The sequence below is a fragment of the Nocardioides jishulii genome, assembly GCF_006007965.1.
In the GTDB taxonomy this organism is placed as follows: Bacteria; Actinomycetota; Actinomycetes; order Propionibacteriales; family Nocardioidaceae; genus Nocardioides; species Nocardioides jishulii.
The window spans coordinates 2,843,667-2,855,653 of the sequence record NZ_CP040748.1 but is presented as its reverse complement, the minus strand read 5'-3'; the positions used below and the strand labels follow the sequence as shown (position 1 = coordinate 2,855,653).

Genomic DNA, 11,987 nt, shown 5'->3' with positions numbered 1-11,987 from the left:
CCCAGACGTTCGTGGGGAGAGCACGGTGGATCGGGTCGAGGGAGCAGGAGTGTCCGTCCGCAGCGCGTGGGCAGGGCAGTGGATCGGGGTCGCCGGTGAGTCGGTGACGTTGGTCCTGCCCGCCGAGGAGCGGGCCCGCGCCGTCGCGCTGTGGCCGATCATCGACGACGGGGCCGGCCTGGTGGCAGTGCTCGACGCCCTGCTCGTCGACGGGCTGTCCCGACTGGACGCCTTCGTCCTCGTCGAGACGGACGGCGACCGGGCCCGGGTCCTCGTCCGCGGCGAGGCAGTGGTGACCGCCCACACGCCCGAGGGTCAGGTGCGGGTCGCGGCCCCCGGCCGGCTCTGGGCCGAGGACTCCTTCACGGGTCTCGTCGCCCTGGTCGCCGAGCTGCCCGGTGAGGTCGCCGGCGACCCGCTGGAGCGCACGGTGCTGCGTCCTGGACTCGCCCGTGTCGGGGGCCTGACCTGGGGGCGAGTCCCGGAGCAGCCCAGCGCCCCCGTCCCGACCCGGGAGGTGCCGCCAGCGCGCACGGCCGCGCCCGTCGCCCCGCCTGCGCCCGTCGCCCCGCCTGCGCCCGTCGCCCCGCCTGCGTCTCGAGCCAAGACCTCCCCGCCTGCGTACGAGGAGGAGCGGCTGGAGACCGTCCCCCTCTCGGCGGTGCCGCTGGCCCCCGACTGGCAGGAGGAGATCACCGACCACCTGCCCCTCGAGGAGGGCGGCCTGAGTGTGCTCGGGTTCGGCGTCTCGCACGAGGAGCCCGCCGATGTCCCCGAGGCCCTCGCCACACCGACGCACCGGGCCGTCGCGATGCTCGTCTTCAACCACGGCGCCACCCTGCCCGTCGACGGTCCTCTGCTCATCGGTCGTGGGCCGACGGCACGGGCGGGCAGTCCCGGCGCCCGGCTCGTCACGGTGCCGAGTCCCCACCAGGAGGTCTCCGGCACCCACGTGGAGATCCGTCCCGGTGAGGGCATCGACCTGGGGACGGCGGTGGTGACCGACCTCGGTTCCACCAACGGCACGGTGGTGGCCCAGCCCGGACTCTCCTCGCAGGAGCTGCGCCCCGGCTCGCCGGTCTCGTTGCTCCCGGGGGCGGTCATCGACCTCGGTGACGGAGTGACCATCGAGGTCCGCCGGCCGTGACCCTGCGCCGGAGGCCGACGGCGCACAGGCGACGGAGTGGCCCTGTCCCCGCTCAGGTCCTACCCTTGCCGTGACGTCGCGCCGTGGGGTGCGGCCGGTACGAGGAGGGTGGGCGAAGTGCCGACTGGCAAGGTGAAGTGGTTCGACCCCGAGAAGGGGTTCGGCTTCCTGTCCCACGACGGCGGCCCGGACGTGTACGTGCACGCCGACGCCCTGCCCGAGGGCGTCACCACGCTGAAGAACGGCGCGCGCGTCGAGTTCGGCATTGCGCAGGGCCGTCGAGGTGAGCAGGCGCTCCAGGTGCGGCTGCTTGACCCGCCGACCTCCGTGGCGCGCAACCAGCGCAACGCCTCGCGCAAGAGCCCCGAGGAGATGGTCACGATCGTCGAGGACCTGATCCGCCTGCTCGACAACCTGGGCGAGGGCTACCGGCACGGCCGCCATCCCGAGCCCAAGACCGCCCGCCCGACCGCCAAGCTGCTCCGCGCCCTGGCCGACGAGCTGGACCGCTGAACGTGAGAGGATCTGTCGCGTGAACGCCACCATCGCAGTCGACCCCGCGCTCGCCGACGCTGTCGACGTCGCACGGGCCGCCCTGCTCGAGGAGGTGTCCGCCGACCAGGTCGGCGAGCACGTGACCTCCCACGTCGAGCAGGAGGGCGCGCTCACCCACGTCTTCACGTGCACCCACCCCGGCTACGTCGGTTGGCAGTGGGCCGTCACGATCGCCGGCGGTTCCGGTCACCGGATCACGGTCGACGAGGTCGTGCTCCTTCCCGGTGAGACGGCGATCGTCGCCCCGCACTGGGTCCCCTACAAGGAGCGCCTCCAGCCGGGAGACCTCTCGCCCGGCGACCTGCTCCCCGTCGACGACGACGACCCCCGCCTCGTGCCCACCTACCTGGTGGGCGACGACGTCGACGAGGCCGACCGCGAGCAGATCAAGGGCGTGGCCGCCGACCTCGGTCTCGGCCGGGTGCGCACGCTCTCGGTCGAGGGCCGCGACATGGCCGCGCAGCGGTGGCACGACGGTGACGGCGGCCCCGAGGCTCCCATCGCCAAGTCGGCGCCGCAGTCGTGCTGGTCGTGCGGCTTCCTCGTGCGTCTGGCGGGGTCACTCTCGGAGATGTTCGGCGTCTGCGGCAACGGCAACGCCAACGACGACGGCCGCGTGGTGACGTACGACCACGGGTGCGGTGCCCACTCCGAGGTCAAGCTGGCGCGCAAGCAGCAGCCGGTGCCGGTTCCCGAGCACGCCTTCGACAGCTTCACCGTCGACCTCGAGACCTTCTGAGCTCTCGACCTTCTGGGTCTGCTCAGCGGGCGCGTCGGCGCCCGCCGCCCCCGCCTCGTGCGGGTGGGCGCGAGGGTGACTCCTGGGGAGCACGGTCACGACGGCGTCGGCAGTACTCGATGCCGAAGAGACCGAGCGCCAACCCGGTCGTGCAGGTCCACAGCCACCACAGGCGGCCGCTCTCGGCGAGCGACGACCAGAAGGGCAGCAGCGCCACGAAGGCCACCGCCCACAGAGCGGTGCCGATCTCGACGGCACGTACGCCGTCGACGTCCAGGGGTTGCACCTCGGCCACGTTGAGAATTCCGTGGTCAGGCTTCTGCTCGTCGTGCACAGGGGCAACCTACCAACCCCACGTGCACGGATTCTGACTCGATGCAGCGGGGGCCCGGGCGCCGTGGCAAAATGATCGCCCGTGACCAATAACGTCGACTCCCCAGCGACTGCCGCCCCCGGTGGCCTCGATCGCTTCTTCAAGATCACCGAACGCGGATCGACCGTCGGCCAGGAATTCCGAGGTGGCCTGGTCACCTTCCTGACGATGGCCTACATCATCGTGCTGAACCCGCTCATCCTCGGCTTCGTGCCCGACTCCGAGGGCATGTTCCTCGGTGGTGACAGCACGCCCGGCAGCGGTCTCGCCGCCATCGCTGCCGGCACCGCCCTGGTGGCTGGCGTGCTCACCATCCTCATGGGCGCTGCGGCGAACTTCCCGCTCGCGCTCGCCGCTGGTCTCGGGCTCAACGCCTTCGTGGCCAACTCGATCGCCCGTCAGTCCACCTGGGCCGACGCCATGGGCCTGGTGCTCCTCGAGGGCATCGTGATCCTGGTCCTGGTGCTGACCGGCTTCCGCAAGGCGGTCTTCCACGCGGTGCCCCAGCAGCTGAAGGTCGCGATCTCGGTCGGTATCGGCCTCTTCATCGCCCTGATCGGCTTCGTCGACGCCCGCTTCGTCACGCGCATCCCCGACTCCTTCACGACCACCGTCCCGGTCCAGCTCGGCGTCGACGGCCACCTCTTCGGCTGGCCCGTGATGGTCTTCGTCTTCGGCCTGCTGCTGATGATCGCCCTGTGGGTGCGCAACGTCCGGGGCGCGATCCTCATCTCCATCGTCATCACGACCGTGCTCGCGGTGATCGTCGAGGCCATCGCCAAGCTCGGTGATGCGAGCACCAACCCCGGCGGCTGGTCGCTGACCGTGCCGTCGGTGGACGGCAAGATCGTCGGGATGCCCGACTTCTCCACCTTGGGCGAGGTCAACCTCTTCGGGGCCTTCTCGAGCGTCGAGGGTGGCATCCTGGCCGCGGTCCTGCTCGTCTTCTCCCTGATGCTCGCCGACTTCTTCGACACCATGGGCACCATGACGGCCATCGGCGCCGAGGCCGGGCTCAACGACGAGAACGGGATCCCGCCGCACAGCCAGCGCATCCTCATCGTCGACTCGCTGGCCGCGATGGCCGGTGGCGCAGCAGGCGTCTCCTCCAACACCTCCTACATCGAGTCGGCCTCCGGCGTCGGTGAAGGAGCCCGCACGGGTCTGTCGTCGGTCTTCGCCGGCACCTTCTTCCTGCTGGCGATGTTCTTCACCCCGCTGGTGCGCGCCATCCCCTCCGAGGCCGCTGTGCCGGCCCTGGTCCTCGTCGGCTTCCTGATGATGCAGCAGGTGACCGAGATCGACTGGCGCGACCTCGAGCTGGCGATCCCGGCCTTCCTCACCATCGTCGTGATGCCGTTCACCTACTCGATCTCCGCCGGCATCGGCGCCGGCTTCGTCGCCTACGTCCTGATCAAGGTCGTGGTCGGCAAGGTGCGCGACATCCACCCGCTGCTCTGGCTGGTGGCCGCGCTGTTCGTCATCTACTTCGCCTATGCGCCGATCAACTCCTTGATCAACTGACCCCACCGCTCGAAGGCCCGCCACGCACCTGCGTGGCGGGCCTTCGAGCAATTTCGGGCGCGAGTGCGCCGACGGGAATACTTAGCGCAGGTAATGACTTACGCTAAACAGATGGGCACCCCTGACGACTCCGCAGCGCTGGCCGCCGACCTGAGGTCGGCCGTCATGTGGTTGCGCCGACGCCTCGCCAGTGAGCGTCACCCCGACAACGAGGTCTCGATCCCGGCGATGGCCGTGCTCGCCGCACTCAACCGCCACGGCGAGATGACGCTGGGCGAGCTCGCCGCCTGGGAGCGGGTCCAGCCGCCGTCGATGACCCGCACGGTCAACTGCCTGGAGAAGGACGGCCACGTCGTCCGCAACGCCCACCCCACCGACGGCCGCATCGCCGTGGTGTCGCTGAGCGACTCCGGGCGTGGGGTGCTGCTGGCAGACCGTGAGCGGCGTGACGCCTGGCTGGCGAGCCGCCTCGGCGACCTCACCTCCGACGAACGGGAGGCCCTGCACCGGGCTGCCCCGATCCTCCAACGCCTCGCGCAGGAAGACTGACAACACGCTTGAGCCCCACGTTCCGATCCCTCGCCAACCCCAACTACCGCCTGTACGCCGCCGGTGGTGTCGTCTCCAACGTCGGCACCTGGATGCAGCGCGTCGCCCAGGACTGGCTGATCCTGCTGCTCACCGGCAACAGCGCCGCGGCGCTGGGCATCACCACCGGTCTGCAGTTCCTGCCGTTCCTGCTGCTCGGGCCCTTCGCCGGCCTGGTGGCCGACCGGCTGCCGAAGCGCCGCGTCCTCCAGCTGACGAACGTCATGATGGCGGTGCCCGCGCTCATCCTCGGGCTGCTGGCCGTCACCGGCACCGCGCAGATCTGGCACGTCTACGTCCTGGCCCTGGTCCTCGGTGTCGCCTCGGCCCTCGACTCGCCCGCCCGCCACGCCTTCGTGTCGGAGATGGTGGAGCCCGAGGACCTCACCAACGCCGTCGGCCTCAACTCGGCCTCCTTCAACGCTGCACGCCTGGTCGGCCCCGGCCTGGCGGGCGTGCTGATCGCCGCCTGGGGTGGCGGCGTGGTGGCCACCGGCTGCGTGATCCTGCTCAACGCCGTCAGCTACGTCGCACCGGTGATGACGCTGCAGCGCCTGGACACCTCGCGCCTGGCCGAGCCTGCCCACGTGGCGGCGAAGGGCCTGCGAGCGGTGCGCGAGGGGATCAGCTACGTACGCCATCGCTCCGACCTGCTGCTGGTGCTCGCGGTCGTCTTCTTCGCCGGCACCTTCGGGCTCAACTTCCAGATGACCTCGGCGCTGATGGCGACGGAGGTCTTCGGCAAGGGGCCCACCGAGTACGGCCTGCTCGGCTCCTTCCTCGCGGTCGGCTCACTCGCCGGCTCCCTGGTCGCCGCCCGTCGGGCCGAGTTCACGCTGCGTACGGTCGTCGTCTCGGCCGTGGTCTTCGGCGTCGCGGTGACGATCGCCGGAGCGTTGCCGACCTACCTGACCTTCGCGCTGATGTGCCCGGTGCTGGGCGTCACGGCGCTGACGCTGATCACCAGCGCCAACGGCTACATGCAGGTCAACACCCATGCCGCCGTCCGTGGGCGTGCGATGGCGCTCTACCTCATGGTCATGATGGGCGGCACGCCGCTGGGGGCGCCCCTGCTCGGCTGGGTCGGTGAGGCGCTCGGCGCCCGCTGGACCCTCCTGCTCGGGGGAGCGGTGACGGTGCTCGGCGTGGTCGCCGCAGTCGCTGTCCGTACGGTGCTGCTCCGGCGGCCCGTTCCTCGTTTTGACCCTGTTGTGGCGAAGCGAGTAGCCTGAGTCCTCGTGTCTGGTATGCCCAGACCCTTGCGCGTGCCCGGCCTTCATGTCTGTGTGCCGCGCTGATTTTCAGGCACAAGCAACAACGCATCACCCCGAGCCCAGCACCGTGCAGGGCCGTGAGGAAAAGACAGAAGGGGAACCACCAGGTGCCCACCATTCAGCAGTTGGTCCGCAAGGGCCGCCAGGACAAGGTGTCCAAGAACAAGACGCCTGCCCTCAAGGGATCGCCGCAGCGCCGTGGCGTCTGCACTCGCGTCTACACCACCACCCCGAAGAAGCCGAACTCCGCCCTCCGCAAGGTCGCCCGCGTGCGCCTTTCGTCCGGCGTCGAGGTCACCGCTTACATCCCGGGCGTGGGCCACAACCTCCAGGAGCACTCGATCGTGCTCGTGCGCGGCGGTCGTGTGAAGGACCTTCCGGGTGTCCGTTACAAGATCATCCGCGGCACCCTTGACACCCAGGGTGTCAAGAACCGCAAGCAGGCTCGTAGCCGGTACGGCGCGAAGAAGGAGAAGAGCTGATGCCGCGCAAGGGTCCCGCCCCGAAGCGTCCGATCGTCGTCGACCCCGTCTACGGGTCGCAGATCGTCACCCAGCTGGTCAGCAAGGTCCTCCAGGACGGCAAGAAGCAGGTTGCCCAGCGCATCGTGTACACCGCCCTCGAAGGCTGCCGTGAGAAGACCGGCACCGACCCCGTGCTGACCCTCAAGCGCGCGCTCGACAACGTCAAGCCCGCCCTCGAGGTCAAGTCCCGCCGTGTCGGTGGCGCCACCTACCAGGTGCCGATCGAGGTCAAGCCGAACCGCCAGACCACCCTGGCCCTGCGGTGGCTCGTGGGCTACGCCGCCGACCGTCGTGAGAAGACGATGGCCGAGCGCCTCATGAACGAGATCCTCGACGCGAGCAACGGCCTCGGTGCCGCTGTGAAGAAGCGCGAGGACACGCACAAGATGGCCGAGTCCAACAAGGCCTTCGCCCACTACCGCTGGTGACGTCGCGGGGCGTACGTAGCATGTGCCGCGTGCGCCCCCGCTCCCACCAACCGCAACTTCCTAAGGAACTGACTTTCAGTGGCCGTTGAAATCACCACGGACCTCACCAAGGTTCGCAACATCGGCATCATGGCGCACATCGACGCCGGCAAGACCACCACGACTGAGCGCATCCTCTTCTACACCGGCATCAGCTACAAGATCGGTGAGGTCCACGAGGGTGCGGCCACGATGGACTGGATGGAGCAGGAGCAGGAGCGTGGCATCACGATCACCTCTGCTGCGACCACCTGCTGGTGGAACAACCACCAGATCAACATCATCGACACGCCCGGGCACGTCGACTTCACCGTCGAGGTGGAGCGTTCGCTCCGCGTCCTCGACGGCGCAGTCGCCGTCTTCGACGGTGTCGCCGGTGTCGAGCCGCAGTCGATGACCGTCTGGCGCCAGGCCAACAAGTACCAGGTCCCGCGCATGTGCTTCGTCAACAAGCTTGACCGCACGGGTGCTGACTTCTACCGCGTCCTGGGCACCATCGTCGACAAGCTCAACGCCACCCCGGCCGTCCTCCAGCTGCCGATCGGCGCCGAGGGCGACTTCGCCGGCGTCGTCGACCTGGTCGAGATGCGCGCCCTCACGTGGCGTGGCGAGACCCAGCAGGGTGACGACTACGTCGTCGAGGAGATCCCCGCCGATCTGGCCGACAAGGCCGCCGAGTGGCGCGAGAAGCTCGTCGAGACCGTCGCCGAGACCGACGACGAGCTCATGGAGCGCTACCTCGAGAACGGTGACGACTTCACCGTCGCCGAGCTCAAGGCCGCGATCCGCAAGGCGACCCTGGCTGGCGAGATCAACCCGATCCTCACCGGCACCGCGTTCAAGAACAAGGGCATCCAGCCCCTGCTCGACGCCGTCGTCGACTTCCTGCCGTCGCCCCTCGACATCGACGCGATCGTCGGCCACAAGCCGAACGACGAGGAGACCGAGGTCCTGCGTCAGCCGAACGACGACGAGCCGCTCGCCGCGCTGGCGTTCAAGATCGCCGCCGACCCGCACCTGGGCAAGCTGACCTTCGTCCGCGTCTACTCGGGCAAGCTCGAGGCCGGTTCGACCGTGCTCAACTCGAGCAACGGCCGCAAGGAGCGCATCGGCAAGGTCTACCAGATGCACGCCAACAAGCGTGAGGAGATCGCGGCGGTGGGCGCCGGCCAGATCGTGGCTGTCATGGGTCTCAAGGACACCAAGACCGGTCACACCCTGTCCGACAACGCCAAGCCGGTCGTGCTCGAGTCGATGACCTTCCCGGCTCCGGTGATCGAGGTCGCCATCGAGCCCAAGACGAAGAGCGACCAGGAGAAGCTGGGCACCGCGATCCAGCGCCTCTCCGACGAGGACCCGACCTTCACCGTCAAGACCGACGAGGAGACCGGCCAGACCATCATCGCTGGTATGGGCGAGCTCCACCTCGAGGTCCTGGTCGACCGCATGAAGCGCGAGTTCCGCGTCGAGGCGACCGTCGGCAAGCCGCAGGTGGCCTACCGCGAGACCATCCGCCGCAAGGTGGAGAACCACAGCTACACGCACAAGAAGCAGACCGGTGGTTCGGGTCAGTTCGCCAAGATCGTCATGTCGATCGAGCCGAACATCGACCCCGAGACCGGTCTCGGTGCAGGCTACGAGTTCGTCAACGCCGTCAGCGGTGGCCGCGTGCCGAGGGAGTACATCCCCTCGGTCGACCAGGGTGCCCAGGAGGCCATGCAGTTCGGCGTCAAGGCCGGCTTCCCGATGGTCGACGTGAAGGTGACCCTCGAGGACGGCGCCTACCACGACGTCGACTCCTCGGAGCTCGCGTTCAAGATCGCTGGTCTGCAGGGCTTCAAGGAGGCCGCGCACAAGGCCCAGGCCGTGCTGCTCGAGCCGATGTTCGCCGTCGAGGTGACCACGCCGGACTCGTTCCTCGGCACCGTCATCGGCGACCTGAACTCGCGCCGTGGCCAGATCCGCGCGCAGGAGACCAGCCACGGCGACATCGTCGTGAGCGCTCTTGTGCCGCTGTCCGAGATGTTCGGGTACGTTGGCGACCTGAGGTCCAAGACCTCTGGCCAGGCCTCGTACTCGATGGAGTTCGACTCGTACGCCGAGGTTCCTTCGAACATCGCCGACGAGATCATCAAGAAGGTTCGCGGCGAGTGACCTCGCACGGATCCTCGGCTGCACCAAACCCCATCACGAGTCAAGTAACAACAACAGGAGGAGCCCACAGTGGCTAAGGCGAAGTTCGAGCGGACCAAGCCGCACGTCAACATCGGCACCATCGGTCACATCGACCACGGAAAGACGACGCTGACCGCGGCGATTTCCAAGGTGCTGCACGACACCTACCCGGACCTGAACGAGGCGTCGCCGTTCGACTCCATCGACAAGGCCCCCGAAGAGCGTCAGCGTGGAATCACGATCTCGATCGCCCACATCGAGTACCAGACCGAGGCGCGTCACTACGCCCACGTCGACTGCCCGGGTCACGCTGACTACATCAAGAACATGATCACCGGTGCTGCGCAGATGGACGGCGCGATCCTGGTGGTTGCCGCGACTGACGGCCCCATGCCGCAGACCCGTGAGCACGTTCTCCTGGCCCGCCAGGTCGGCGTGCCGGCCATGGTCGTCGCTCTCAACAAGTGCGACATGGTCGACGACGAGGAGCTCATCGAGCTCGTCGAGATGGAGGTGCGCGAGCTCCTCAACGAGTACGAGTTCCCGGGCGACGACGTCCCGGTCGTTCGTATCGCTGCCTTCCCGGCGCTGAACGGCGACGAGAAGTGGGCCGACTCGATCCGCGAGCTCATGAAGGCTGTGGACGAGTACATCCCGCAGCCCGAGCGTGACACCGACAAGCCCTTCCTCATGCCCGTCGAGGACGTCTTCACGATCACCGGTCGTGGAACCGTCATCACCGGTCGCATCGAGCGCGGCATCGTCAAGGTCAACGAGGAGGTCGAGATCATCGGCATCCGCGAGACCTCGCAGAAGACCACCGTCACCGGTGTCGAGATGTTCCGCAAGCTGCTCGACGAGGGCCAGGCCGGTGAGAACGTCGGTCTGCTCCTCCGTGGCACCAAGCGCGAGGACGTCGAGCGGGGCATGGTCGTCGTGAAGCCGGGTACCACCACCCCGCACACCGACTTCGAGGCCTCGGTCTACATCCTGTCGAAGGAGGAGGGTGGCCGTCACACCCCGTTCTTCAACAACTACCGCCCGCAGTTCTACTTCCGTACGACGGACGTGACCGGCGTCGTGACCCTCCCCGAGGGCACCGAGATGGTCATGCCCGGCGACAACACGGAGATGACTGTCGAGCTCATCCAGCCCATCGCCATGGACGAGAACCTCAAGTTCTCGATCCGCGAGGGTGGCCGCACCGTTGGTGCCGGCCGCGTCACGAAGATCATCAAGTGACGTTCTGAACCACCTGCTGCGGCCCCGGACCACTGGTCCGGGGCCGCAGTGCATTTCTCCCCGGTTGGGTCTCCGGATCGTCCGGGTCCTACGCTGTTTCGGTGACTTCAGAACAGTTGACCGCCGCTCGTGTCGAGGCCGCTGCCGAGGTGCTCGCCGACATCGTGCACACCACCCCGCTCGAGCCGTCGCCCCGGCTGAGCCAGCTCATCGGTGCCCCGGTCCTGCTGAAGCGTGAGAACCGACAGATCGCCCGGTCCTACAAGGTCCGCGGCGCCTACCACGCGATCCAGGCGCTCGACGCCGGCGAGCGTGCCCGCGGCGTCGTCTGCGCCTCCGCGGGCAACCACGCCCAGGGCGTGGCGTGGTCGTGTGCCCGCCTCGGCATCAAGGGCCGCATCTACGTCCCGAGCAACACCCCGCGGCAGAAGCGCCAGCGCATCCTCGCCCTCGGTGGCCCCGACGTCGAGCTCGTGGTGACAGGGTCCACGTACGACGAGGCCGGGCACGCCGCCCGTCAGCACGCCGACGAGGCCGGTGCCGTCTTCATCCACCCCTTCGACGCCCCCGCCACGATCCTCGGTCAGGGGTCGGTGGCGGTCGAGGTGATGACGCAGGCCCGCGAGGCCGGTCTCCGGGTGAACACCGTGGTCGTGCCGCTCGGTGGCGGGGGACTGGTCTCGGGCATGGCGACCTGGCTCAAGGAGCGCTACCCCGGTGTGCGCGTGGTCGGGGTGGAGCCGGCCGGCGCGGCCAGCATGACGGCGGCGCTGGCTGCCGGTGGGCCGGTGCGCCTGCCGACGGTCGACACCTTCGTCGACGGCGCCGCGGTCGGCACGGTCGGCAGCCTGACCTACCAGGTCGTGCGCGACCTCGTCGACGAGGTCGTCACGGTGGCGGAGGGGGCGACCTGCACCGAGATGCTCGAGCTCTACCAGGTGGACGGCATCATCACCGAGCCGGCCGGCGCGCTCGCCAGCACGTACGCACTCAGCCTCGCGGGCACCGTCCCGGCCGACGAGGCCGTGGTCTGCGTCGTCTCCGGGGGCAACAACGACGTGAGCCGGTACGCAGAGATCGTCGAGCGGTCGTTGTTGCACGAGGGCCTGCGCCACTACTTCATGGTCACCTTCCCCCAGGAGCCCGGCGCCCTGCGCTACTTCCTCGAGGAGGTGCTGAGCGAGGGGGAGGACATCGTCCTCTTCGAGTACGTGAAGAAGAACAACCGCGAGACCGGTCCGGCACTCGTGGGCATCGAGCTCGACCAGGCCAACCGGATCACCGGCCTGCTCAAGCGCATGGAGGCCAGCCCCATGCAGATCGAGCAGGTGCCGCCGGGGTCACCGCTCTTCACGTTCTTCCTCTGAGCCCGACGTAGA

At 68.5% G+C, this 11,987-nt stretch carries 12 protein-coding genes; 11 read left to right on the top strand and 1 reads right to left on the bottom strand.

Features of this window, described 5'->3' with window-relative positions:
• Positions 1 to 49 precede the first annotated feature (49 nt).
• From FCL41_RS13575 to FCL41_RS13565, 3 genes are all read left to right on the top strand, one after another.
• Positions 50 to 1,147, top strand: a complete 1,098-nt coding sequence (locus FCL41_RS13575) for an FHA domain-containing protein (protein ID WP_137065125.1) — start codon at positions 50 to 52, stop codon at positions 1,145 to 1,147.
• A 117-nt stretch (positions 1,148 to 1,264) separates the two neighbouring features.
• Complete coding sequence (locus FCL41_RS17655; protein ID WP_137065126.1) at positions 1,265 to 1,660, top strand: cold-shock protein; 396 nt, start codon at positions 1,265 to 1,267, stop codon at positions 1,658 to 1,660.
• Between the two features lie 19 nt (positions 1,661 to 1,679).
• Complete coding sequence (locus tag FCL41_RS13565; protein ID WP_239021648.1) at positions 1,680 to 2,441, top strand: DUF3027 domain-containing protein; 762 nt, start codon at positions 1,680 to 1,682, stop codon at positions 2,439 to 2,441.
• Positions 2,442 to 2,463: 22 nt separating this feature from the next.
• Here the strand turns inward: FCL41_RS13565 and FCL41_RS13560 are convergent, their stop codons facing one another.
• Positions 2,464 to 2,775, bottom strand: coding sequence for a DUF2530 domain-containing protein (locus FCL41_RS13560; protein WP_239021647.1), 312 nt, complete (start codon positions 2,773 to 2,775; stop codon positions 2,464 to 2,466).
• 81 nt (positions 2,776 to 2,856) lie between these two features.
• On the opposite strand from FCL41_RS13560, the gene FCL41_RS13555 reads away from it, so the two are divergent.
• The 8 genes from FCL41_RS13555 to ilvA all read left to right on the top strand — a co-directional run bounded on the left by FCL41_RS13555 (position 2,857) and on the right by ilvA (position 11,975).
• A complete protein-coding gene (locus tag FCL41_RS13555) occupies positions 2,857 to 4,338 on the top strand; it encodes an NCS2 family permease (protein WP_137065128.1) in 1,482 nt (493 codons plus the stop codon).
• A 111-nt stretch (positions 4,339 to 4,449) separates the two neighbouring features.
• Entirely contained in the window at positions 4,450 to 4,887 is a 438-nt protein-coding gene (locus tag FCL41_RS13550) for a MarR family winged helix-turn-helix transcriptional regulator (RefSeq protein ID WP_212723067.1), read from the top strand.
• Positions 4,888 to 4,895: 8 nt separating this feature from the next.
• Complete coding sequence (locus FCL41_RS13545; RefSeq protein WP_170970197.1) at positions 4,896 to 6,158, top strand: MFS transporter; 1,263 nt, start codon at positions 4,896 to 4,898, stop codon at positions 6,156 to 6,158.
• Between the two features lie 149 nt (positions 6,159 to 6,307).
• Positions 6,308 to 6,682, top strand: coding sequence for a 30S ribosomal protein S12 (gene rpsL / locus FCL41_RS13540; RefSeq protein WP_011757353.1), 375 nt, complete (start codon positions 6,308 to 6,310; stop codon positions 6,680 to 6,682).
• Positions 6,682 to 7,152 (top strand): 30S ribosomal protein S7, encoded by a 471-nt coding sequence (gene rpsG, locus FCL41_RS13535; RefSeq protein WP_137065131.1) that lies wholly within the window; start codon positions 6,682 to 6,684, stop codon positions 7,150 to 7,152. The genes rpsL and rpsG overlap by 1 nt, the downstream gene beginning before the upstream one ends.
• 78 nt (positions 7,153 to 7,230) lie before the next feature.
• Entirely contained in the window at positions 7,231 to 9,345 is a 2,115-nt protein-coding gene (gene fusA, locus FCL41_RS13530; protein WP_137065132.1) for an elongation factor G, read from the top strand.
• A gap of 69 nt (positions 9,346 to 9,414) precedes the next feature.
• Positions 9,415 to 10,608: an elongation factor Tu gene (tuf, locus tag FCL41_RS13525; RefSeq protein WP_137065133.1), complete on the top strand. Its 1,194-nt coding sequence runs from the start codon at positions 9,415 to 9,417 to the stop codon at positions 10,606 to 10,608.
• Positions 10,609 to 10,709: 101 nt separating this feature from the next.
• Positions 10,710 to 11,975: a threonine ammonia-lyase IlvA gene (gene ilvA / locus FCL41_RS13520; protein ID WP_212723068.1), complete on the top strand. Its 1,266-nt coding sequence runs from the start codon at positions 10,710 to 10,712 to the stop codon at positions 11,973 to 11,975.
• The last annotated feature ends 12 nt before the right edge of the window (positions 11,976 to 11,987 follow it).

Bases quoted from the DNA above. Each gene is read 5' to 3' on its own strand.
- rpsG (WP_137065131.1), top strand. From the start codon at position 6,682: ATGCCGCGCAAGGGTCCCGCCCCGAAGCGTCCGATCGTCGTCGACCCC.
- FCL41_RS13550 (WP_212723067.1), top strand. From the start codon at position 4,450: ATGGGCACCCCTGACGACTCCGCAGCGCTGGCCGCCGACCTGAGGTCG.